This window comes from Sutcliffiella horikoshii, assembly GCF_002157855.1.
In the GTDB taxonomy this organism is placed as follows: Bacteria; Bacillota; Bacilli; order Bacillales; family Bacillaceae_I; genus Sutcliffiella_A; species Sutcliffiella_A horikoshii_C.
On record NZ_CP020880.1, the window covers coordinates 2458373 to 2481195 of the forward strand.

24 protein-coding genes are annotated in these 22823 nt (G+C 40.3%); 1 reads left to right on the forward strand and 23 read right to left on the reverse strand.

Translation table 11 applies throughout. The features are described 5' to 3' along the window. Positions 1 to 99 precede the first annotated feature (99 nt). The 15 genes from asnS to B4U37_RS12710 form a co-directional block, all read right to left on the reverse strand. Entirely contained in the window at positions 100 to 1392 is a 1293-nt protein-coding gene (gene asnS, locus B4U37_RS12640; RefSeq protein ID WP_088018527.1) for an asparagine--tRNA ligase, read from the reverse strand. A gap of 133 nt (positions 1393 to 1525) precedes the next feature. Next, on the reverse strand, positions 1526 to 2713 hold the full coding sequence (locus tag B4U37_RS12645) for a pyridoxal phosphate-dependent aminotransferase (RefSeq protein ID WP_088018528.1): 1188 nt from the start codon (positions 2711 to 2713) through the stop codon (positions 1526 to 1528). 21 nt (positions 2714 to 2734) lie between these two features. Beyond that, the gene (locus B4U37_RS12650; RefSeq protein ID WP_088018529.1) at positions 2735 to 3208 is read right to left on the reverse strand and encodes a cell wall elongation regulator TseB-like domain-containing protein; all 474 of its coding nucleotides are present in this window, start codon (positions 3206 to 3208) and stop codon (positions 2735 to 2737) included. A gap of 12 nt (positions 3209 to 3220) precedes the next feature. Beyond that, positions 3221 to 3391: a YpmA family protein gene (locus B4U37_RS12655; RefSeq protein ID WP_010193715.1), complete on the reverse strand. Its 171-nt coding sequence runs from the start codon at positions 3389 to 3391 to the stop codon at positions 3221 to 3223. Positions 3392 to 3779: 388 nt separating this feature from the next. Continuing rightward, positions 3780 to 6314, reverse strand: a complete 2535-nt coding sequence (locus tag B4U37_RS12660; protein ID WP_088018530.1) for an exonuclease domain-containing protein — start codon at positions 6312 to 6314, stop codon at positions 3780 to 3782. 184 nt (positions 6315 to 6498) lie between these two features. Further along, a complete protein-coding gene (gene panD / locus B4U37_RS12665; protein WP_010193705.1) occupies positions 6499 to 6885 on the reverse strand; it encodes an aspartate 1-decarboxylase in 387 nt (128 codons plus the stop codon). A gap of 3 nt (positions 6886 to 6888) precedes the next feature. Continuing rightward, positions 6889 to 7749, reverse strand: a complete 861-nt coding sequence (panC, locus tag B4U37_RS12670; RefSeq protein ID WP_088018531.1) for a pantoate--beta-alanine ligase — start codon at positions 7747 to 7749, stop codon at positions 6889 to 6891. A 5-nt stretch (positions 7750 to 7754) separates the two neighbouring features. Beyond that, a complete protein-coding gene (panB, locus tag B4U37_RS12675) occupies positions 7755 to 8585 on the reverse strand; it encodes a 3-methyl-2-oxobutanoate hydroxymethyltransferase (protein ID WP_088018532.1) in 831 nt (276 codons plus the stop codon). 252 nt (positions 8586 to 8837) lie between these two features. Continuing rightward, positions 8838 to 9791: a biotin--[acetyl-CoA-carboxylase] ligase gene (locus B4U37_RS12680; RefSeq protein ID WP_050780661.1), complete on the reverse strand. Its 954-nt coding sequence runs from the start codon at positions 9789 to 9791 to the stop codon at positions 8838 to 8840. A 2-nt stretch (positions 9792 to 9793) separates the two neighbouring features. Beyond that, positions 9794 to 11011 carry a CCA tRNA nucleotidyltransferase gene (locus tag B4U37_RS12685; RefSeq protein ID WP_088018533.1) on the reverse strand — a complete coding sequence of 406 codons (1218 nt, stop codon included), beginning with the start codon at positions 11009 to 11011 and terminating at the stop codon, positions 9794 to 9796. A gap of 16 nt (positions 11012 to 11027) precedes the next feature. Then, entirely contained in the window at positions 11028 to 12161 is a 1134-nt protein-coding gene (bshA, locus tag B4U37_RS12690) for an N-acetyl-alpha-D-glucosaminyl L-malate synthase BshA (protein ID WP_088018534.1), read from the reverse strand. Next, entirely contained in the window at positions 12162 to 12872 is a 711-nt protein-coding gene (bshB1, locus tag B4U37_RS12695; protein WP_010193693.1) for a bacillithiol biosynthesis deacetylase BshB1, read from the reverse strand. Further along, positions 12865 to 13284, reverse strand: coding sequence for a methylglyoxal synthase (gene mgsA / locus B4U37_RS12700; RefSeq protein WP_010193692.1), 420 nt, complete (start codon positions 13282 to 13284; stop codon positions 12865 to 12867). Before mgsA ends, bshB1 begins: the two co-directional genes overlap by 8 nt. Before the next feature lie 13 nt (positions 13285 to 13297). After that, positions 13298 to 14101 (reverse strand): 4-hydroxy-tetrahydrodipicolinate reductase, encoded by an 804-nt coding sequence (dapB, locus tag B4U37_RS12705; protein ID WP_088018535.1) that lies wholly within the window; start codon positions 14099 to 14101, stop codon positions 13298 to 13300. Next, a complete protein-coding gene (locus B4U37_RS12710) occupies positions 14101 to 14439 on the reverse strand; it encodes a nucleotide pyrophosphohydrolase (protein ID WP_010193689.1) in 339 nt (112 codons plus the stop codon). The genes dapB and B4U37_RS12710 overlap by 1 nt, the downstream gene beginning before the upstream one ends. A 329-nt stretch (positions 14440 to 14768) precedes the next feature. On the opposite strand from B4U37_RS12710, the gene B4U37_RS12715 reads away from it, so the two are divergent. Next, a complete protein-coding gene (locus tag B4U37_RS12715; RefSeq protein ID WP_010193688.1) occupies positions 14769 to 15644 on the forward strand; it encodes a YitT family protein in 876 nt (291 codons plus the stop codon). A gap of 121 nt (positions 15645 to 15765) precedes the next feature. Here B4U37_RS12715 and B4U37_RS12720 read toward each other — a convergent pair whose 3' ends face one another. The 8 genes from B4U37_RS12720 to B4U37_RS12755 form a co-directional block, all read right to left on the reverse strand. Beyond that, a complete protein-coding gene (locus tag B4U37_RS12720; protein ID WP_187442327.1) occupies positions 15766 to 16446 on the reverse strand; it encodes a zinc metallopeptidase in 681 nt (226 codons plus the stop codon). Positions 16447 to 16531: 85 nt separating this feature from the next. After that, a complete protein-coding gene (locus B4U37_RS12725; RefSeq protein ID WP_088018536.1) occupies positions 16532 to 17329 on the reverse strand; it encodes a sporulation protein YpjB in 798 nt (265 codons plus the stop codon). A 59-nt stretch (positions 17330 to 17388) separates the two neighbouring features. Further along, a complete protein-coding gene (lhaT, locus tag B4U37_RS12730; RefSeq protein ID WP_010193684.1) occupies positions 17389 to 17985 on the reverse strand; it encodes a lipoprotein heptaprenylglyceryl N-acetyltransferase LhaT in 597 nt (198 codons plus the stop codon). A 71-nt stretch (positions 17986 to 18056) separates the two neighbouring features. After that, entirely contained in the window at positions 18057 to 18851 is a 795-nt protein-coding gene (locus tag B4U37_RS12735) for a menaquinol-cytochrome c reductase cytochrome b/c subunit (RefSeq protein WP_010193682.1), read from the reverse strand. Between the two features lie 37 nt (positions 18852 to 18888). Beyond that, entirely contained in the window at positions 18889 to 19563 is a 675-nt protein-coding gene (qcrB, locus tag B4U37_RS12740) for a menaquinol-cytochrome c reductase cytochrome b subunit (protein WP_010193681.1), read from the reverse strand. A 3-nt stretch (positions 19564 to 19566) separates the two neighbouring features. Further along, on the reverse strand, positions 19567 to 20076 hold the full coding sequence (locus B4U37_RS12745) for a ubiquinol-cytochrome c reductase iron-sulfur subunit (RefSeq protein WP_088018537.1): 510 nt from the start codon (positions 20074 to 20076) through the stop codon (positions 19567 to 19569). A 246-nt stretch (positions 20077 to 20322) separates the two neighbouring features. Then, positions 20323 to 20781 carry a YpiF family protein gene (locus B4U37_RS12750; protein WP_010193677.1) on the reverse strand — a complete coding sequence of 153 codons (459 nt, stop codon included), beginning with the start codon at positions 20779 to 20781 and terminating at the stop codon, positions 20323 to 20325. 342 nt (positions 20782 to 21123) lie between these two features. Continuing rightward, a protein-coding gene (locus B4U37_RS12755) for an IS3 family transposase (protein ID WP_088016950.1) occupies positions 21124 to 22676 on the reverse strand; the annotation gives its coding sequence in 2 pieces (ribosomal slippage) (positions 21124 to 22040 and positions 22040 to 22676; 1554 coding nt in all). Positions 22677 to 22823: the final 147 nt, after the last annotated feature.

A 22823-nucleotide genomic window follows, 5' to 3' on the forward strand; every position in this document is an offset into this window, starting at 1 on the left:
AGGTCTTATTCCACTTCGAAGTCTTGAGACGAAACTTTCCTTACAAAAAAGTTCATAAAAACAGTCACCCGTCTTCAAAGCGGGTGACCATTGTTTTTATTATGGATATAGACGGTTTAGTAATCTTGGGAATGGAATTGCTTCACGAACGTGCTCTGTTCCGCTGATCCATGCTACCGTACGCTCAAGGCCTAGTCCAAAGCCGGAATGAGGCACAGATCCGTATTGGCGAAGCTCTAAGTACCACTTGTATGCATCAGACTCCAAGTTATGCTCTTCTAAGCGTTGTTTTAGCAGGTCATAGTCATGAATACGTTCAGATCCACCGATGATTTCTCCGTACCCTTCAGGTGCGATAAGGTCTGCACATAAAACGACATCGTCGCGTTCAGGATGTGGCTGCATGTAGAATGGTTTGATTCCTGTAGGGTAATGAGTAATGAAAACAGGCATATCATAGCTTTCAGCGATTGCTGTTTCATGAGGTGCACCGAAATCATCGCCCCACTGGATATCATCGAAGCCTTTTTCATTTAAGAATTTAATGGCATCATCGTAAGAGATTCTTGGGAATGGAGATTGGATTTTTTCAAGCTTTGAAACATCTCTATCCAGAATTCCTAATTCCAATTTGCAGTTTTTCACAACTGATTGAACGATGAAAGAAACATATTGCTCTTGAACGACCAGGTTGTCTTCGAACTCATAGAACGCCATCTCAGGCTCAATCATCCAGAACTCAATTAAGTGACGTCTCGTTTTAGATTTTTCCGCACGGAATGTCGGTCCAAATGAGAATACTTTACCAAGCGCCATCGCTGCAGCTTCCATGTAAAGTTGTCCACTTTGAGAAAGGTATGCATCTTCGTCAAAGTATTTTGTTGCAAACAGTTCAGATGTTCCTTCAGGAGCACTGCCTGTTAATATTGGAGGATCTACTTTAGAGAACCCATTATCGTTAAAGAATTCGTAAGTCGCACGAATTACTTCATTTCTGATTTTCATGATGGCATGTTGTTTTTTTGAACGCAACCATAAATGGCGGTTGTCCATTAAGAATTCTGTTCCATGATTTTTTGGAGTGATCGGGTAATCAACCGCTTCATGAATCACTTCTACTCCTGTTACACCAAGTTCGTAACCAAATGGGGATCTTTCGTCCTCGCGCACGATTCCTGTTACGTAAACAGAAGTTTCTTGCGTGACAGATTTTGCTGCTTGGAAAACAGACTCCTCTACTTCCGCTTTTACGACTACTCCTTGGATAAACCCTGAACCGTCACGTAATTGTAGGAATGCAATTTTCCCGCTTGATCTTTTGTTGGCAATCCAAGCACCGATAGTTACTTCTTCTCCAACATGTTTATGTACTTCAATTATTGTTGTTTTCACTACTTAATTCCCTCCAGCATTGTTCTTGCAATATATTTACACTTTTATGTACATATCCTCTATTATACAAGCCTGTAATATGGTAAGCAAACAATTTTCCATACATTCTGCATAAAAGGAAGGCTAAGTAAAATTACTTAGCCGCCACCTTTGCCATATAGTTTGCAATACGTTCTACAGCACTTTCCAATAAGTCGAGACTTGTTGCATAAGAAAGACGCACATAATCATCCGCTCCAAATCCAGAACCAGGGACAAGTGCCACTTTTTCTTCTTCCAGCAAAGCTTTTACAAAACTGTCTACATCGTTAAAGCCAGCCATTTTTGCCGCTTCAATCGCTTTAGGGAAAAGGTAGAAAGCTCCTTGTGGTTTTAGGCAATGGAAACCAGGAATTTGATTTAGTTTTTCAAAAATAATGTTTAATCTCACTTCAAAAGCTTGACGCATTACTTCAACATCATCTTGCGTTCCTTGATACGCAGCAATCGTTGCATATTGGGAGATGGATGTAGGGTTGGATGTACTATGACTTGCTAAATTCGTCATCGCGCTGATGATGGTCTGATTCCCTACAGCATATCCAATTCTCCATCCTGTCATAGAGTGAGATTTAGATACCCCGTTAATGATGACTGTTTGCTCTTTTAGTTCTGGAGAAAGTTGAGCGATAGATACGTGCTTGTTTCCATCGTATAAAAGCTTTTCATAAATTTCATCCGATACGATTAGAATATTATGTTCTAGACATACTTTCCCTAACTCTTCTAGTTCCTCCCTCGTGTAAACCATGCCTGTTGGGTTACTTGGAGAATTCAATACGACTGCTTTTGTTTTTGGAGTAATAGTTGCTTTAAGTTGCTCAGCAGTAATCTTAAATTGATTTTCTTCCTTGCCTTCTACATAAACTGGTACTCCTTCAGCAAGTTTTACTTGTTCTGGATAGCTAACCCAATAAGGAGTAGGAATGATCACTTCGTCTCCTTCATCAAGGATAACTTGGAAAAGTGTGTAAAGAGCGTGCTTAGCACCGATGCAGACAATTACTTCGGATGGTTTGTAAGTCAATTCTTGATCTCGCTCGAGTTTATTGATAATTTCTTTTTTCAAGGCAGGAAGTCCGCCTGATGGCGTGTATTTAGTAAATCCTTTATCCATCGCCTCTTTTGCAGCGTCCATAATATGTACTGGCGTATTGAAATCAGGTTCACCTGCTCCTAAACCAATGACATCATGACCTGCGTCTTTAAGTTCTTTTGCTTTGGCCGTAATTTCCAAAGTTGTGGATGGTGTTAATGTTGATACCCTTTTGGCTAATTTCATTTTTACTTCCTCCCGCTACCATTAAAAGATTATTCGTTGAAAGTATTCTCCGTTTTCGAATTTCACGTAATACAGATTATATTGATCATTGCTGTCTTTAAATTTAATTTCCCACAATGGTGTGTTTTTCTCCATCGCAAGGGAGATGGAAATAATCTCTTTCGGTTCCCTGTCTGTTTGAAGATAGTTCAAAACTTCTTCTTTTGGGATGCCGTCTTTCATCTTCATTGTATGGACGATTTCCTTGCTTTCTTTCACCCACACAACAAGCTCTTCTTTTTCGCTATCTGTTCCTTGTACGATAACATAGGAGTTTGTTCCATTGTATGCCGCTACTTCTTCCACTGATTGTAGCTCTGCCCCTTTTTGGGCAACTGCCACCCCTTTTTCAATCTCATCTTTAACTGGTGACATGGCTGTTTGATATATAGAGATAAATTGCCACAAAATGATGATGGCAATCATGATAATGCTAAAAATTACCCACTTTTTCATTTCATCACTTCTTTATGTACGATATATTGTAAAAACTGCTTTTTCTTTATCTTCCTGGTCTAAAGCCAAGCCAAACATAAGGTTTTCTCGCTTTAATGTTCTGTTTAAAGTATCCACGATTTTATACAAATCGGATGAGTTTTCCACTGTCACAGTTGACAAAACCTCAATTTTACTTTCCATCCCAAAATCCTCCTGCGTTTAAACAATTTTTGTTACTTATACTGACCTGAATTGCTGGTTAGAATATAAGTACTGAATCACCTATAGTGTTCAAACACATTATAACAGTTTCTATTCAGTTAAGTACATTGATGTACGTGAAAGTATAAAATTTGCTTCTATCCCACACCAACTTGATGGGTGAATCTTTCTAATATGGAAGATTCACTCCTTTTTTAGTTATGGTTTCATATACGCCGCAGTTGATTTCCGCAAAAGGCTTCGCTTTCCGCAGGGCGACCTTGAGCCTCCTCACAACGCTTCAGGGGTCTCAACAATGTCGCTACTCCCCCGCTGGAGTCTTCGCCTCTTGCTCCAATCTACTGCTTTAGACAAGTTTAAATTTAGATTAGTTTATATTATTCATGATGGCAAAGAAGGAGTCTTTTTTTACTATGGCGTTTGGGATGTCTTGTAGAAAGGTGTTACCGTATCTTTTTTCCACCACTCGCTTGTCAAAGATAAATATCTCTTTAGGTCCTTCTGCTTCTAAAAAGCGACCTATCATTGCTTTGAATCTTAGGACTGCTATTGGTAATGATACATCTGTGAACGAATTGCGGCCCTGGCTTTCGACTGTGGCAATTTTTGCAGCCATCACCGGTTCATCCATTGATTTAAATGGTAGTCGCATGACAACGAGTGTGTCGATCTTTTCCTCTTGAAGGTTAACTTCTTCTAAAAAACCGTTTGTAACGAACAATATGGCCTTTTCAAAATTGGAAGCCGCTTTTAGTATTTTCTGCTTTCCTCCTGACAAGCTACTTTGACTGACCACTACTGTTCCTTCTGCATTTGGCATAGATTTGATTGCTTGGTACACAGAGGTCAACATCTCAAGGGAAGAAAAGGTAACAAGTATTCTGCCGCCTCTATCTTCCAAAAGCTCTAAAAGTTGCATGGCAGCGATCTCGTTGAATGCTTCATTTTTTCCTCTTGTAATTGCCGGCATGTCTGTCGGAATAAATACGCCGGGGTAATTCGTTTCTTTATTTTCAACAGTTATGGTCTTTGGATAGAAGTCTGTAAGTCCTAACTCCTCAAGCATATAATCAAAATTCTTGTCCACACTTAACGCTGGTGAAATAAACAGTATACTGCTTTTTTGCTGATAGAACTTTTCAGCAAGACTATGGGAAACATCAAGTGGCTGCTCATAGATGGTAACCGAATTCTTTGCCCCTTTTGTATGGACATCAAACCATGTCAATCCATGTTTCTCAACACTGAATAATAGGGCGTGAAAAGTGTCCCTCATTTGCTTCAATGCTGTCGACTCGGCTTCTTTCTCCAATGATAACAACACTTCAGTCAATTTCATATAAAGCCTTTGGGCAGCTTCTAGAACTGCATACCACCCTGGTGATTTTTCCTTTAACACATCAAATCTGTATATTACCCTTGATTGACCTTTCTTTGTTCTCAAAAGGGAGTAGCTTCGTATCAACCGGAAAGCCTCGTCCAGCTCTTCTTTTGCCTGTTGGACAACTGTTGTTTCCTTTAGTCTCGATAAGGCAAAATATAAATCCAGATAGCTGATTTCTTTCCCAAGGAACCTGCTTACACTTTGTTGAAACAGACTGGCATCTTCTACAAGAAAATGTTCTAGTTGCATAAATGCTTCAGGACTCCAAATTTCTTTTGCAAGAAACATGTGATTAGTAAAGATGATGGAGGCACGTTTTACCCTATTCTTTGCTCTTGAATAAAAACAAAGATCATCCTGTGACTCGCCTGTGGATTCTCCGTAAGAACAGTTAATGGAGTCCCAAAGCAATTTCCCCCCAGAAGATAGGGAAAGCTCTTCCATATCTCCTGTTTCGGTTTCTGTTAACCAAACGAGAATTTGCGCCTTTGTTAAAACAGCATCATAGTTATCATCCGCTTCTGCTAGCACTGACACTAATCTTGACAAGCTTAGATAGTAATACTTCCCTTTTATTTCTGATAGGAGAAATGCTGCTTGTTTATTTAGAAGTAGAACTTGCTTTTCGAGCTCCCGTTTTGATTCTTTCGATGCAGAACTGACTACTACCTGTTTATTGTTCTCAAGAGCAAAAGCTAATGCACCAAGTGTATGCATTTTTTGGGAAGTTGTAATTTCCAGTAAGCCGTGTTGCCTCGCATCTAGAAGGGCAGTTAATTCTTTATCAAAGTGATTTAACAAACCCTTTACTTCGGTTAGCATCTCACTTTTGGCTTTTCCAAGTACTTCTATAGATTCTAACGGAACTTTTCTAACAGCTAGCTTTTCATCGTAAAGAACATGGTTAAGAGAAGAGGACACTCCCTTTTCTTGAAACAAGAGGTGAATATCACTCTTCATCGTATGTAAGAATGTATGTAACTGATTGATGGTAATGGAAGGAAGAGTCTTGATCTTCTCCAAAAGTTTCAGAAAAATGATAGCTGTAGCTTCCGCATCACTGTCTGCTCTATGTGGATTATCATGGTTCAATTCATAAAAAACCGATAAATCCGTTAGTTTATAGCTCTTCTGGGTAGGTAGTAAAATTCTTGCAAGTTCCACTGTATCAAATGTATTCCCTGAAAAAGTTGGATGACCGCTTGTTTTCAGTTCATGTTGTAAAAAAGAAAGGTCAAAAGGTACATTGTGAGCCACTAATGATGATCCTTTTAGCATCTCACATAGCATAGGAGCAATTTGTGCAAATGTTGGTGCCCGACCGACCATATCCTGATTAATATTGGTTAGTTGTTCAATAAAAGGCGGAATGGTACATTGAGGGTTTACAAAACTTGCAAAGCGCTCGACTATTTCACCATCTTCTATTAAAACAGCGCCAACTTGTATTATTTTGTCATTTTTCTTGGGAGTATTCCCTGTCGTTTCCAAGTCAAGAACGACAAATCGCTGTTTCATTTTTTAATCCACCTCATTACATCTGTTCAACATATATAAAAGGTACCATAGAGATCATCTGAAAAAAATATGTATTTTTATTTTTCCCATGTTTAAATAGAAAAACCCCCTGTTTTGAGGGGGATATCTATATATCAGTTGATTTTCGTGCCTTCCACTGCAATCAACAGGTTGTTGCATTTATTTATAACATTACGGTCGCGGCTGGTTCTGTGCCCAGCATTTCTATGATTTCGTTGTATTCGTTCATGACCGCGACTTTCGGTTGATGGTCTTTAACTTTTTCCTCCGCCATCATTGCATAGGATATGACGATGATGACATCTCCTTCTTGCACGAGTCTTGCGGCCGCACCGTTTAGGCAAAAGTCTTTTCCGCCTCTTTTACCAGGTATAATATATGTTTCAAACCGGGCGCCGTTATTATTGTTTACAATTTGTACTTTTTCGTTTGCAGCCATACCTACTGCATCGAGAATGTCCTCGTCAATGGTAATACTGCCTACATAATTCAAATTAGATTCTGTTACCCTAGCTCGATGTATTTTTGCATTCATTAGTGTACGAAACAATTTCTATTCCCCCTTAGAGTATGAAAAAACAATGTTGTCTATCAGCCTTGCCTTTGAAAATTTAACTGCTATAGCAATAATGATGCTCTCTTCTTCCTTTACCTTCTTCAGTTCTTGAAGGGTAGGGTATGCGTAGATCTCCACATATTCCGCTTTGTATCCTGTATGAAGGAGAATATATTCCTCCATTTCTTGTTTTACGGTGTGTACTTCCATTCCCACTTCCAACTGTAACTTACCGAGTGCAAGTGCTTTAAATAGGTATGGAGCTTTTGTTCTCTCCTCTTGGTTTAAATACACATTACGGGAGCTTTTGGCAAGGCCGTCTTCTTCCCGGACTGTCCCCACTCTGACCAAGTCAATAGGTAGATGATAATCATTTATTAAACCATCAATCACTGCAACTTGTTGTGCATCTTTCATGCCGAAATATGCTGTATCTGGTGTGACAATCTGGAACAGTTTCATGACTACGGTCGCTACTCCGTCAAAGTGACCTGGACGATGTTTACCGCAAAGTACGTCCACTCGCTGTTCCACTTTTATAATGGTTGTTCGATTTTCTTGATACATCTCTTCTACTGTAGGGTAAAAAAGATAATCCACTCCACGTAATGCTGCAATCTCTTCATCTCGTTCAAAATCACGTGGATAGGCGTCTAAATCTTCATTAGGTCCAAATTGCAAAGGATTTACAAAAATACTTAACACGACGATGTCATTGTTTTCGCGAGCTTCTTTTAGTAGAGTCTGATGTCCTTCATGAAGATAACCCATCGTCGGAACGAAACCGACCTTTTTACCTTGTTGTTTTTCTATTTTCATGACACGTTGCATGTCAGATATTTGTTTAATGATTTTCACGGTTGTTATCCCCCATATAATCGATGCAGCGTTTCCTCTTTCATCGTAAAACTATGTTCCGGTTTAGGAAAAATGTTTTCTTTCACCTCATGAACATACTGTTGCAGACCATCTTTCATTAGCACTTGCGAATCCACATACGATTGCACAAACTTTGGAACCCGGTCTACTCCGTATTTCACGACATCGTGGTAAACAAGTACCTGTCCGTCAACATCAATTCCTGCACCTATCCCAATCACGGGAATGCTAAGTTGAGCTGCTATATCCTTGGCTAGTTGCATTGGCACACACTCTAATACTAGTGCCATTGCCCCTGCCTCTTCAGCTGTTCTTGCATCTTGGATCATTTTTTTGGCACTTTCCACATCTTTCCCTTGCACTTTGTAGCCGCCAAGGACACCCACTGATTGCGGTGTCAGTCCAAGATGCGCAACCACTGGTATTCCGGCGCTTGTCAAAGAGGAAATAACATGGAACACTTCCCCGCCACCTTCTACTTTCAGCGCATGTGCCCCTGACTCCTGAACAATCCTTTTGGCATTCGTAAGCGTGTTTTCCATGGAAAGATGATAGGACATGAAAGGCATATCTGTTACGACAAATGTTGAAGGTGCTCCGCGTTTTACAGCTTTTGTATGGTGAATCATATCATCCACTGTTACAGGTACCGTAGATTCGTACCCAAGGACTACCATGCCAAGGGAATCTCCCACAAGGATCATGTCGACTCCCGCTTCTTCTGCAAGCTTGGCAGAAGGGTAGTCGTATGCCGTTAACATGGCGATTTTCTCCTTGTTTTTTTTCATTTTTAGAAAGTCCGATGTAGTTTTCATTTTCCGTCCTCCTTTTTAATAAGGAGAGGAAAAGAACCGAAAAAAATCCCTCTTTTGCGCATGCGAAAGAAGGATGTAGTGGATAGCTCAAAAAATCATTCAGTTCAATCCCTCTGTCCCAGTCCTTTGGATCAAGGCAGATATTTGGTTGGTTGTATATATAACTAGAAAAATATGTTGTCAGGTGCAGTTCATTTATAGATACTGCCCAACACCACTATTATAGTGTATGTGATGAAAGAATGCCATCATTTAATCGCTTCCAATTTGTATATCCGCTGAGTGTATATAGTGGACTACTTCTTGGTCATCTTCAAGCATTAACACACCGTCTTCTGTTATGCCTTTTGCTTTCCCTTCGAGGGTTCCTGTAATTGTTCGGGCAATGATTCTTTTCCCTATACTGATAGCATAAGATTCCCACAGTAACTTTATCGGATAAAAACCATGCTGCAAATACTTTTGATACAAGTTTTCAAATTTCATGAGGATGGTTTGGATCAGCTCTGCTCGATTGACCTTTTCCCCTAGTTCGATGGACAAGGATGTTGCAATGGAATGAAGCTCTTCCGGGAATTGTTCCAAAGATTGATTCACATTTATCCCCATGCCGATAATGACAGAATTGATCTTATCTGCTTCTGCCTGCATCTCCGTCAGGATACCGACTGTCTTCTTTTTATTGATCAAAATATCATTAGGCCATTTAATATCCGGACGTAAACCGGTGACTTCTTCAATAGCCTGAGTGATGGCAACTGCTGTCAATAAAGTAAGTTGAGGTGCTTTAGCAGGTGGCAGGTTCGGACGCAAGATCAGACTCATCCAAACACCGGTATATTTCGGAGAGTACCATGCTCTGCTTAGCCTTCCTCTTCCAGATGTCTGTTCCTCTGCCACCACCAAAGTTCCTTCAGGTACACCATCATAGGCTAGTTGGTGGGCAATTTTTTGAGTAGAGGTAACGGAATCTTCAAAATGAATTTTCCGGCCAAGCGTTTCTGTTTTTAACCCTAGAGAGATTTCATTATGAGATATTTTATCGGGAATGGTCTTAATCCGGTATCCTTTTCTTCTTACCGCCTCAAGCTCATAGCCTTCCTGCCTCAAGTCTTCGATATGCTTCCAAACGGCTGTCCTTGAGCACCCTAACTCTTCGCTTATCTTTTGGCCAGAAAGGAAATCACCTTCAATTTCGGTGAACATTTTCAATAATCTCGATCGTATTTCTGTAGCCAATTGTACACCCACTCCTTCAAAGCCGCTCTTTCATTTTTAGTTTCCTCATAAATCAAAGCCATTTCCATGTCTGACAGTATCTCGGAGATCCACTTACCTCGTTTTCCTCCTGCCAGTTCCATCAAGTCATGACCATCAAAAACAATATCTTTCAAACTGTAAATTGGCAGGTTCTCAAATAATTCATATATCTTCTTTTTAGAAGTATCTTCGTCCAAGCCTAGCACAACCATCACTTGATGTGCTTCTAAGGACCGTTCAAGTCCTGCTCTGTATACAAATTCACTCTGCCAGTCCTGGTGCTGGATTTTATCCATAAGCAGTAGATTTTCTGCAACCGACTTAACGATTTTCTTTGGTAGTTTCCAGCTCACTAAGAAATCTTCCACTTCTGCCTTGTCAATCTTCAAACCATATGCCAATACAGTCCAAACGGGAGATCGATTGTTAAGACGATATAGCGGCACATCCCCTAGTTTCAGCAATTGCTCCTTTTTCCCATCTAGTAGGGGGAGGAATGAATGAAGGCCTGTGGCAACCAACAGTTCTAAGCCAAACTTTACTCCTTGTCCAAGAATGAGCTTTTCCATTTCTATCGTCTTTCTTTCAATAGAAACGTTCTCAAGCAATGCATTGTCTGCTTGAATCCCCAAGAAGGTTTCCGCTTCTAAAGAAAAAGACAATTGACTGGCAAAGCGGACAGCCCGAAGCATCCTCAAGGCATCCTCCCTGAATCGGTCCTTTGCCTTACCTACGGTTCGAATAACTTGCCTATTGATGTCTTTCTCTCCATCAAATGGATCGATAATTTTGCCGTGTTTATTCATCGCAATTGCATTCATTGTGAAATCTCTTCGTTTCAAATCTTCCTCTAAGCTCTTTACAAAGATCACTTCATCTGGATGACGATTATCTGTATAGTTTCCATCTGTACGAAACGTTGTCACTTCATAGCTTTCTTGCTCTGTCGTGATGACAATGATTGTTCCATGTTCCGCACCGACATCAACCGTCTTTGGAAAGATGGCTTGTATTTCTTCTGGAGTGGCGGAAGTGGCAATATCGATATCCCCTATCGCTCTGTCCATCAGGGTATCCCGAACAGAGCCTCCCACAAAGTAAGCTTCATGTCCGTTCTCTTCTAAACGCTCTATGATTTCAATTCCTTGTTGGAAGGCTATGTTCATCGTTACTCCCCCGTTTTCATCCCTCGTGCTTAATCAATTGTTTATACATATCTTCATACTGCTCGACTATTCTTTGGGAACTGAAATGCTCTTTTACTCTTGAAATAGCATTTTCAGCAAATTCTTTATGAAGGGCTGCATTATCCAATATTGTTACCGCATTTTTTGCTATATCTTCCACATCTCCAACATCACTTAAGTATCCGGTTACTCCGTCGTCTATCACCTCTGGTATTCCACCAATCTTGGTGCCTACAGAAGGAACGCCGCACGCCATTGCTTCTAATAACACCAGTCCAAAGCTCTCTTTTTCAGATAAAAGAAGCATAAGGTCGCTGATAGAGTATAAGTCCTCAAGGTTTTCTTGCTTTCCTAAAAATAGAACCTTATCTTTCAACCCAAGTTCTTTCACTAGATTACAGACTACTGAAATTTCGGGTCCATCTCCAACAAGAAGCAACTTGGATGGGACCTGCTTTTCAATAAGATGGAATGATTTCACAACATCCTGCACTCTCTTTACCTTCCGGAAATTGGACACATGGATGACAACTTTTTCATCATCAGATATGCCGTATTGTGTTTTTAGGTCTTGCGTATCCTTTTTCGAATATACACGCTCATCAATGAAGTTATAGACAGTCTGAATGGCCTTTTTTGGCTGCAGTAGGTCATATGTCTGTTGTACTAGTGACTCAGATACCGCCGTTACCACATCCGACCCTTCAATTCCGAAGCGAATCATATCGTTTAATGAAGGATCGTACCCTAGAACTGTTATATCTGTCCCATGTAAGGTGGTCACTATTTTCAATTGATCATCTGTCATTTTTTTCGCCAAATAAGCACAAACGGCATGTGGAATCGCATAGTGTACATGCAGAAGGTCTAATTTTTCCCTTTTTGCCACTTCTGCCATTTTGCTTGCTAAGGCCAAGTCATATGGCGGGTATTGGAAGACAGAGTACTGATTCACCTGTACTTCATGATAATAAATATTGCTATACACTTTATTTAATCTAAAAGGCATACTCGAGGAGATGAAGTGAATTTCATGCCCCTTTTCCGCCAAAAGTTTCCCTAATTCCGTTGCAATTACTCCAGATCCCCCTACGGTCGGATAACAGGTAATGCCTATTTTCAATTTCAATTAAATCCCACCTAGTAAATCATAATTTAGGACAAGTGGTCCTTTGGCAAAAAAGCCTTCCGCGTACGTGGAGCCGATTTGCTTGCCATATGCCCGTTCGCGGCTTATGACTGCGTCCACGTATCCATTGGTAAGCGGCGTATCGACTCCATCTTTATCTTTCTCGAATTGACTGGTATAGGCTTGGAGAGCCAATGCTTTTTTGTTTATTTGATCAGATATATCTATGTAAAATTCGGGTTTATTCATCCCATTTATTTGATAAAAATAAAGGTTTTCTGGTTTATGTGCCTTTTGGTTCTTCCCGTCTCCCACCATTCTGACTCCAGAAGAAAAGACTGCTTCTTCCACTAGCTTAGCGCAATTCCCATGGTCAGGATGTCGGTCCTCATGATAAGGCGCAAAGATTATTCGCGGCCTGTAAGTTCGAATAACAGAAATGATCTCGGTTATGTATTCTTCTTTCAGATATAAGCCTCTATCCGGCAGGGAAAGCTGAATAAGTTCATCCAGTTCCAGTATACCTGCGGCCTTGGCTGCTTCCTTCTGGCGTATTTCCACGGTTCCATTGGATGATTTCTCTGCATGAGTCAAATTACAAATACCGATTCTAAAACCTTTTTCTTTTAGCTTGGCAAGGGTCCCTGCCATACCGATTTCTACATCATCGGGGTGTGCCCCAAAAGCCAGGATGTCTAATGGTTCAGTCATGACTTTCCGCCTCTTTACCGTGTACAATTTCTCTCCAGCTAAGTTCTCCTCTTGCAAGGCCATGAATTAAAATCTCCGCGGTTCCCATATTGGTTGCCAGTGGGATGGAATATACGTCACATAAACGAAGCAATGCTGTCACATCCGGTTCATGAGGTTGAGCAGTCAATGGATCACGGAAGAAAATCACCAAATCCATTTTATTTTGGGCTATCATAGCACCAATTTCTTGATCCCCACCAAGTGGTCCGGACTTAAATCTATAAATTGAAAGACCTGTAGCCTCTGCAATTCTAAGGCCGGTTGTACCTGTCGCAAAAATCTCATGCTTTTCCAAGATGGTTTTATAAGCCGTAGCAAATTGTATCATATCCGGTTTTTTCTTATCGTGTGCAATTAATGCTATCTTCATGACAGTTCCCCCGTTACTCGATAATATTTTCCAAGCCGTACACTAACTCTTCCAAATTCATGATTGTTTCCACAGACAATTTGACCCCAGACATGAAGCTTGCACGATTGTAAGAATCATGGCGAATTGTCAAGGATTGTCCTTCTCCCCCAAACATCACTTCTTGGTGTGCTACAAGTCCAGGCAATCTGACACTATGAATGCGAATTCCGTCTTTCGTTTCTGCTCCTCTTGCCCCTTGAATTGTTTCCTCTTCCTCCGGATGGCCTTGGCGTTTTGGCTCACGCGTTTTGGAAATAAGTTCTGCTGTCTTTATCGCTGTACCTGATGGAGCATCCAATTTTCTGTCATGGTGCAATTCCATGATTTCCACGTCTTGAAAATGCTTCGCTGCCATTTGGGCAAATTTCATCATTAAGATAGCTCCTACCGCAAAGTTTGGTGCAATGATGACACCAACTTTTTTGGATGCTGCAAGGTCTTTAAGTTCTTTAAGCTCTTCTTCATTAAAGCCTGTCGTCCCAACTACGGGGCGAATCCCATATTCCACCGCAAGTTTCGTATTAATCTTTCCAATCTCAGGAGTGGTAAGGTCTATGAGTACATCTGCTTCCACTTCTTGAAAACAGGTTCTTGGGTCATAGTAAATTGGGGCATCAATGTTAGGGAACCCTTCTACTTCAGACAGTAGTTTGCCTTCATTCACTCTGTCTAGGCAAGCAACCAACTGAAAGTGTTCTGTGTTATGTATTAAATCTACTGCTTCTTTTCCCATCCGTCCACGTGGGCCCGCAAGAATGATCTTGATGTTTTTCATTATTTCCCTTCCTCCTCAATCCTTGTCCATCTATCTTTATCTCTCGTTTGAAACTTTTCCATCACACGGTCGTGTGCTTCCTGTAAATCTATATTAAGAGAATTGGCGAAGCAGATCATGACAAACAGCATATCACCTAATTCTTCTTCCACCGTATTTTCTTTCTCTGTACTTTTTTTCGGCTTTTCCCCGTAATAGTGATTAACTTCCCTGGACAACTCTCCAAGTTCTTCTGTCATCCTCGCAAGCATCGCTAACGGACTGAAATAACCTTCTTTAAATTGGGAAATATAATTGTCAACTTCCTTTTGCATTTCTTGCATCGTTTTTTCACTCATGCACATGTCACCTCACCCTATCATGTTAGCTAAAACCTTATCATTTGACAAATGATTGAGCTTGATTTATTGAAACACGCAACACCCTCCTGACGATTGTAGTGCAAGGTGTGACACTCCGGCGGGAGGTAGCGGTAGACTTGAGACCCCGCAGGTAAAGCCGAGGAGGCTCAAGCAGAGCCCCGCGGAAAGGGAACACCTGGAACGAAATCGACAGGAAGTGATAGGCAAAACAAATAATAAGCCTAATCCTTTATCTCATTTACTTATCTTCTTCTTGTCTATTATAATAGAGAGGTTGTAAACTATCTAGGTCTTGGAGGTTCATCATGTTAAAAGGCTTGAAAATAAAAAATATTATCTACATACTAATCGGTTCTGCCATTTTCGCATTTGGTCTTGTCAACTTCAACATGCAAAACAATCTAGCAGAAGGCGGCTTTACCGGTATCACACTACTTTTATACTTTCTTTTCCGGTTCGATCCTTCCTATACTAACCTTCTCCTTAACATCCCTATATTTTTCATTGGGTGGAAGCTACTAGGAAGAAATACGTTTTTTTACACACTGATTGGGACGTTCAGCTTGTCTTTATTTTTATGGATATTCCAAAGAGTCCCTTTAATGTTCCCTCCTCTTGAGAATGACTTAACTTTGGCAGCGTTGTTTGCAGGAGTGTTCATCGGGATAGGATTGGGGATTATTTTCCGATACGGAGGAACTACAGGCGGCGTGGACATTATCGCACGGCTTGCGCACAAATATATTGGCTGGAGTATGGGAAAAGCAATGTTCATGTTTGATGCTGTTGTGATTGTGCTTTCATTGATTATGTACTTAACTTACCAGGAAGCGATGTACACACTTGTTGCTGTGTTTGTTGCCGCCCGTGTAATTGATTTTATGCAAGAGGGAGCATATGCGGCTAAAGGGGCAACCATTATTTCTGAAAAGAATGAAGAGATTGCATCCAAAGTACATGAGGAAATGGACCGTGGTGTGACTATATTGCGTGGACAAGGCTCCTTTTCAAAGGTCGAACGCAATGTATTGTATTGTGTTGTTGCCAAAAATGAGCTGGTAAAGTTGAAAAATGTCATCACTTCTGTTGATCCGCATGCGTTTGTTGCGGTCAGTGATGTACATGACGTGCTTGGGGAAGGCTTTACGTTGGATGAGAATAAGAATCCGGTGGAGCGATAATATTAATACATGAGAGGTCTTTGTATGAAGACCTCTCTTCTTCGGATTTCTTGCTTTAGAGGTCTTCATAGTCACATCGAACAAAATAAAGCAGCCTGCTCACACAGGCTGCTTCCAAAATCTATTCCCTACTACCCAAATAAATCAAAATAAACCTCACAAGCTCCGCCACTGCCACAGCAGCAGCTGCCACATAGGTCAATGCCGCGGCATTCAGTACCTTCTTCGTTTCCCGTTCCTCATTATTATTAATGATTCCAAGCGACACCACTTGATCCATCGCCCGGTTGGAAGCGTCGAACTCAACAGGCAGGGTGACCAGCTGAAACAGCACCGCAGCCGCCATAAAGATGATCCCGACAAGAATCAGGTTACTCGCACCGAAGATAATCCCGGCGAAAATCAAGAAAAATGACATATTCGATCCAAGACTTGCAACCGGTACTAACGAATGACGAAACCGTAAAAACGCATAATTCTGATTGTCCTGAATGGCGTGGCCAACTTCGTGAGCAGCAATTGCCGCACCAGCAATGGAATTACCATGATAATTATGGGATGACAATCTGATGGTTTTTGAGCGAGGATCATAATGGTCCGTCAAATGACCCCTGGTCTCTTCCACCCTCACATCGTGAATTCCGTTATCATGTAATATTCTCCTAGCAACCTCTGCCCCCGGCATTCCGGATGAGGAAGCGACTTTAGAATACCTTTTATATGCGTTTTTCACTCTTGACTGCGCCCATAATGGGACAATCAGTAAAAATGCAAAGTAGATTAGATACATTCCCAATCCCATTAGTAAGTCCCTCCTTAGCTTCATATCACATAGCTAAATGTAGTCTTCCTATTAGGATTATTTTATTTGCTTTATTTTATCCCTGTCAATCTTTAAGCTTTTTCCTCATCTCGAGCTTTTTTGCCCCAAGGTATTTACGGAAGGCGACATAGGACAATGTTAATAAAATAAAGCTCCCTGTTGAAATCATGACCCATAAGAACGACGGATCTGTTTCGTCTTCTTTAAGCTCTTTAAAAAGTGCTTTAAGATCGGCTTCAATAACCTGCATATCATCAAATTCCTCTGAATGAGATAGCAAAGCCTCCCTGTTTTTATCCAAATAATCAATATGGGCATCGACTTTTTGTATATGCTCTGGCTTAACATCCATCCTAACACTAGGATGAATCATATCGTATTCCAATAACAGTCTTCGATATAATGCTTCATACGTATCACTGTCCCTGGTATCAACAGAATCCTTCAATTGTTGAAATGTCATGATAAGAGGATCTTCCATCTCCACCCACATCGGCTGGTGCTCGGATGTCATGGCATCTACTGCCAAACGGAGTCTAATGATTGCCCTAACTTTTTCTTCATGTGGAAGAAGTGTGTCACTGAGGGAGGCCATTGATTGTTGATGAACCACAGAAATAATCCTTACTTCATCAGGGGGAATCTGCTGGTTCGTTACCATCAGCTTAGTAAATTCATCAGAAAAAATATCCAGCAGGTTGTGTGCTTCTACATATCTTTCCGTTTTTACAAGCTGTAGAGCATCATCCATTATAAAGTTCAGGGCAAAGGGCTCCAAAGTTTCATGAGAGTGTGCTTTTATACCTGTCGGGAAAATAAGTAAAAATAATAGTATGGCTACTATAAGTTTTTTTGCTTTCATCGCTTGTCCCTCCCATATTCTCTACTACATGTTATGAGAGGGTGGACAAGGTTAGAACATTAATCCATGCTCAGCTTCATTCTACTTTTTCGTAAAGAGAAATAATACGCGACGCCAATGGAAAATATACTTAACCAAAAAGTGAAATAGCCAATCTGAGGCAAATATTTCATCAAGCTTCCGTACCAAGGCATCATTTTAAATACATAGTCTATAACATCATTATGTAAAGTCCAAATTCCTGCGGCAACAAGATGCCATAGTCTGAAACGATAATACGGACTATACAGCACTCCTTGCACAGCCATCGCTCCATGGGAAACAATCAGCATATATCCCTCTATCGGCAAATAGCCAGTTTCCATGAGCGTTAATATATTCATCACTACAGCCCATATTCCATACTTCACTAGCGTAATAATCGCTAACGCCTCAAACAGCTTGAAATTCCTTTTTAAAATAAAACCTGCTAAGACAAAACAGAAAAAGAGGCTTGCCGTAGGACTATCTGGGACAAAAATAAGAAAGATAGCTGGAGTTTCTGCTAATTGATAGCCATACCATATGTACCCATAGATGGTGCCAAGAACGTTAATGATTAGCACCAGCCATAGCATTACCGGCGTCTTTAATAAATGTATAAACCAAGTTAACATCATGTTTCCTCACTTTTTTTATTGATGTTTCCATTATACAAAAAAGCTGGCTAAATTAGCCAGCTTCATTGTTATTCTGCTTCTGCAGCTTTTTCATTCATTTCAACTAAGTAGTCACCTAGGATTTTAAGTTCTTCGTCTGAACCTTTGAAAATCCCAGCTCCCATATCACCTTGACCTTCTACTGCAATCTTCTGATAATCTTCAGATGCATAGTCAGGGTTGTCTAATAAGGATGGAGCTACACCAGGGCTACCTTGCAAGTTGTTAGCATGGCAAGAAAGACAGGTGTTTTCTTGAAGAATCAAGTAACCTTCTGCATTCTCATCAATTTCAACCGCAAGTTCGTCTCTAATCTCACCTTGTTCTGCCGCAGCTTCCCAGTCATGAGAATCTACAGACTGCCAAGTTAAGAAGAAGATTGAAGCAATACCAAGTAGCATAAGACCAGTTGCGATTGGACGCTTACTTGGGCGACGCTCAGGACCACGGTCTAAGAACGGAGCAAGTAGCAATGCACCAAACGCAAGACCAGGCATAATCATTGCACCAATAACCGTGTATGGTCCAGCTGCATAACGATATTTAAGTAGTTCGTATAAGAATAAAAAGTACCAGTCTGGTAACGGGATATACGCAGTATCAGTAGGATCTGCGATACGCTCTAATGGTGATTGGTGAGCGACAGTCAGGCATAGGAATGCGATTAGGAAAACCGCACCAACCATCCATTCTTTTAGCAAGAAGTTTGGCCAGAATGCTTCCGTTTTACCAGGAAACTCGGAATAGTCTTTTGGAATATTAGGTTTGCGTACTGCCGGGACACGCGAGTCACCAACAAACTTCATACCTTTTCCTCTATGCATATAGGTTCCCCTCCTTTGTTATCAAAAATAATGAATCTTATAGCGGTCCAGAAATACCTTGCTTACGAATCATGACAAAGTGAGCACCCATCAAGCCGAATAGAGCTGCAGGTAAGAAGAATACATGAATCGCAAAGAAACGAGTCAGTGTTTGCGCACCAACAATTTCAGGATGTCCAGCAAGTAACGTTTTCACCATATCTCCTATTAAAGGAGTTGCAGCGGCGATCTCTAACCCTACTTTTGTAGCAAATAATGCTTTCATATCCCAAGGTAATAGGTAACCTGTAAAACCAAGACCTAACATGATGAAGAAGATAAGTACTCCTACCACCCAGTTAAGTTCACGTGGTTTTTTATATGCACCTTGGAAGAAAACACGTAGTGTATGTAAAAACATCATTACGATAACTAAACTCGCTCCCCAGTGGTGCATACCGCGTACGATTTGACCGAACGCAACTTCATTTTGTAAGTAATAAACGGATTCCCACGCATTTTTAATGTCTGGAACATAGTACATAGTCAGGAACATACCTGATAGTACTTGGATAACTGTTACGAAGAACGTCAATCCACCAAAGCAATAAACGAATGCGGAGAAGTGATGTGCTGGGTTTACGTGCTCAGGTACCTCGTGGTCCGCAATATCGCGCCACATCGGCGTAATATCTAATCGTTCGTCAACCCAGTCATAAATCTTATTTAACAATTATTACGCCTCCCCTTTAGGTTTTGCGCTACCTAGATATACTTTTCCATCTTCCACTTTATGTTCGTAAACATCTAGTGGAGCAAGTGGAGGTGTATTAGGTACGTTGTCACCATTTTTTTCATACAAGCCATAGTGGCATGGACAGAAGAATCTATTAGGATTCGCTTCATCAGAAGCCCAGTTCACCGTACAGCCAAGATGCTTACATACAGGAGATAATGCAATTACATCTCCGTTTTCGGATTTAAAAATCCAGGCAGATCTTGGTTCTTCAGATTCATACCATGCATCAACTTGATCAATTTTAAAATCAAAACGTTGTGGTTCTGTTGTTAATTCGCTTTCATCACATACAGCGACCATATCTTGATCTGCACCCGCTTTAAGCACAGGATCAATTGCAAAACGAACCATTGGCATCAGCATACCTGCTGCCATGAAACCGCCTACACCAGTAAGGGTATAGTTTAAGAATTGACGTCTAGACACGCGATGGTTTTTCTCACTCATTGTTTTCCCCCCTCTATAGAAAGAACTAAGTCCATACGGACAGTAGATTATAACACATAGAAAACTAGGACATTCTCATGATATATCAATCTTGTCCCAAGGTCAATAATCTCCTGCCTTGAAAAAATGGCAAGGTTGTGACTTATTTTCAATCCTTTTAAAATATTTTTGTTTTTTTATTGCTTTTTTAAAATTGTTTTGCTAGCAGTTTGCCTTTTGGGATATTTTGCACCATTTACTATACTTTTAATCCTGCCATTTTTGAATAAACATCGGTAATAATTGATTCATCTGATCTTGAATGATTTTCTGTTTATATTTATCTTCCATATCTTCTAAAGGAATCGCAGGAAGCCATACAAGCTTTCCTTCTAATTGCTGTTCCTTTTGACTCCAAGAACTGTCAGATGTCATGAGAAATACATGTTTAATATTGTTTTCTTTAATATGTAGAGAAAGATTGTTAAGCTGAGCTACTTTGTTTTCTGCATGATCTGATTCGATATAGCTAAATGGCGGCAACAGGATCACTCTTCCTTTAAACTGCCTTTCCAATTCGTAACTTAATATGTGTATGTATTCTCCGTGAGAGGCAATCGTTTTAATGTTGTCCCCAAAACTAATCGGCATCAGGGGAATGATGACAGTATCTATATATTCTTTTGCTTGAACGTACTGGGAGATATCTTTGCTTGTCCATTTCATGGTTTCGTTTCACTCTTTCTTTGAGGGATTTGGTGTGTTTCTTTAAATATAAGTTTTGAAGTGGTAGAGGTCAAATGTTTAGGGAGAACTCACCTATTTTTCCACCTGTGAACAAAAAATCACTTGTGTATTAGCACATGAGTTTCATCATTGACCATTTGAATGAAATTTTTTGTCATTGCTGTCTTCAAAATGGTGATGAGAACCTCTCTTCTCTTTTTTCCTCCTCACTCACGTCTTCATGCCTACCATGAGGACCTCTCTTTTCCTTTTTTCTCGTCACTGAGGTCTTCATAATGAACTGCCCCCTGTCAAGTAGACACTCGAAATAATAAAACAAGACTAAGCGGTCTTAGCCCTGTATTCTAAAGGGCTAAGACCGTTTAAACGTTTTTGATAGCGGTCATGATTATAAAAATGAATGTACTCATCAATCGCCTCTTCAAGATCGTCGAACGTTTCATATTTCTCCAAATAATACTTCTCGCATTTCAATGTCCCCCAAAAAGACTCTATTGGACCATTATCAATACATCGTCCAACTCGGGACATACTATGAGTCATCTTTGCTGTATCAATTTTTCTTTTGAATTCAAGGTGGGTATATTGAAATCCTCGATCACTATGTAAAAGCGGCTGTTCACCATTCAACATGGCAGTTGCTTGATCCAAGGTTTTAAACACTAGCTGATTGTTATTTTTAAGTCCTAACACATAACTAATAATAGCCCCATCATATAAATCTCGAATGGCACTCAAATAAGCCTTTGTAGCCTTACCGAACTTAAACTCCGTAACGTCCGTCACCCACTTTTCATTTGGCTTTTCCGCTTGGAATTCCCGGTTTAACAAGTTTTGGGCAATATGATTAGGGGTCGCTTTTTTGTAACGGCTCTTTTTTCTTCGAATAATGCTTTGAATGCCTAAAACACGCATTAATCTATAGATACGTTTATGGTTATAAGCTTTTCCTAACTTTCGATTCAAAGTAATGGCCACTCTACGATATCCATAAATCCCCTTCACTTTTTGGAATATAGTAGAAATCTCTTTCATTAACTTTTCACTTTCCCGTTCACGTTTTGAAGGCTCGCGCTTCAACCATTTGTAATAGGCAGACCGGGCAATCTCCGCAATGTCACAGAGCATCACGATAGAAAATCCTTCTTCCTGTTCCAGTTCCTGAATAGCTAAATATTTCTCCTCATGGCGTACCTGACTTATTTTTGCCTCCTTTCGATCTCCTCTAACTTTTTTAGAAATGCGTTCTCAGCTCGCAATCGTTCATTTTCCCTTTCTAGCCTATGCATCTCTCGTTGTATTTTCTGTTCATGAGAAAGTTCCACTTCTTCCTTTTTCCTCCCACGTTTATCTCGGAGGGCTTCTTCGCCACCATTCTCATACTTTTTAACCCATTGATACACTTGTTGGTAAGAGACCTGGAAGGTCTCAGCTGCCTTATGGAAATCCATGCCGTTCTCTAGATAATAGTGCACAATCTCTATTCGTTCATTTAAGGTAGTTTTTCTTTTGTTAGTCATAGTGAATTTCCTTCCTTTTGAAGTATCCTTTAACTCTCTATGGCTATTATAATTCTTAATCCACTTTTGGAGGACAGATTTACTTGATATTTCATACTTCCTAACAAGTTCTTTTTGAGAATACCCACCGTTAAGGTATTCATGGACTACCTTCAGCTTATATTCCTTCGAATACGCTTTTGAGGTAGGGTGTAAACCTTTCTCCCCCAGACTTTCATATCTATCGATCCAATTATATATAGTGGATGGACTAACATTATTTATATGGCCTAAATCTGTAATAGTGTGCGTGCGATTTTCCCAGGCTCTTATGACATTGATTTTGACATCGAAAGAGTTAGCTTTTTTTGACATAATAAATACTCCCCTTAGCAGAAACAGATTTTTAGTTTTTTATCTGTCTACTTAAAAGGGAGCATATCATAACGACGATGAAGACTTCTCTTCTCCTTTTTCCTTCTCACTCACGTCTTCATAACGAATATGAGGACCTCTCTTCCC

Coding starts and splice junctions, on each gene's coding strand:
- B4U37_RS12645 (WP_088018528.1), bottom strand. CDS start 2,713: ATGAAATTAGCCAAAAGGGTATCAACATTAACACCATCCACAACTTTG.
- lhaT (WP_010193684.1), bottom strand. CDS start 17,985: ATGTTAACTTGGTTTATACATTTATTAAAGACGCCGGTAATGCTATGG.
- B4U37_RS12720 (WP_187442327.1), bottom strand. CDS start 16,446: ATGGGATTGGGAATGTATCTAATCTACTTTGCATTTTTACTGATTGTC.
- bshB1 (WP_010193693.1), bottom strand. CDS start 12,872: ATGACTGAACCATTAGACATCCTGGCTTTTGGGGCACACCCCGATGAT.
- B4U37_RS12660 (WP_088018530.1), bottom strand. CDS start 6,314: ATGAAACAGCGATTTGTCGTTCTTGACTTGGAAACGACAGGGAATACT.
- B4U37_RS12680 (WP_050780661.1), bottom strand. CDS start 9,791: ATGTTCACCGAAATTGAAGGTGATTTCCTTTCTGGCCAAAAGATAAGC.
- dapB (WP_088018535.1), bottom strand. CDS start 14,101: ATGAAAAACATCAAGATCATTCTTGCGGGCCCACGTGGACGGATGGGA.
- B4U37_RS12725 (WP_088018536.1), bottom strand. CDS start 17,329: ATGAAAGCAAAAAAACTTATAGTAGCCATACTATTATTTTTACTTATT.
- panB (WP_088018532.1), bottom strand. CDS start 8,585: ATGAAAACTACATCGGACTTTCTAAAAATGAAAAAAAACAAGGAGAAA.
- B4U37_RS12685 (WP_088018533.1), bottom strand. CDS start 11,011: ATGAACATAGCCTTCCAACAAGGAATTGAAATCATAGAGCGTTTAGAA.
- B4U37_RS12715 (WP_010193688.1), top strand. CDS start 14,769: ATGTTAAAAGGCTTGAAAATAAAAAATATTATCTACATACTAATCGGT.
- mgsA (WP_010193692.1), bottom strand. CDS start 13,284: ATGAAGATAGCATTAATTGCACACGATAAGAAAAAACCGGATATGATA.
- B4U37_RS12745 (WP_088018537.1), bottom strand. CDS start 20,076: ATGAGTGAGAAAAACCATCGCGTGTCTAGACGTCAATTCTTAAACTAT.
- B4U37_RS12710 (WP_010193689.1), bottom strand. CDS start 14,439: ATGAGTGAAAAAACGATGCAAGAAATGCAAAAGGAAGTTGACAATTAT.
- B4U37_RS12735 (WP_010193682.1), bottom strand. CDS start 18,851: ATGCATAGAGGAAAAGGTATGAAGTTTGTTGGTGACTCGCGTGTCCCG.
- B4U37_RS12750 (WP_010193677.1), bottom strand. CDS start 20,781: ATGAAATGGACAAGCAAAGATATCTCCCAGTACGTTCAAGCAAAAGAA.
- B4U37_RS12655 (WP_010193715.1), bottom strand. CDS start 3,391: ATGGAAAGTAAAATTGAGGTTTTGTCAACTGTGACAGTGGAAAACTCA.
- B4U37_RS12650 (WP_088018529.1), bottom strand. CDS start 3,208: ATGAAAAAGTGGGTAATTTTTAGCATTATCATGATTGCCATCATCATT.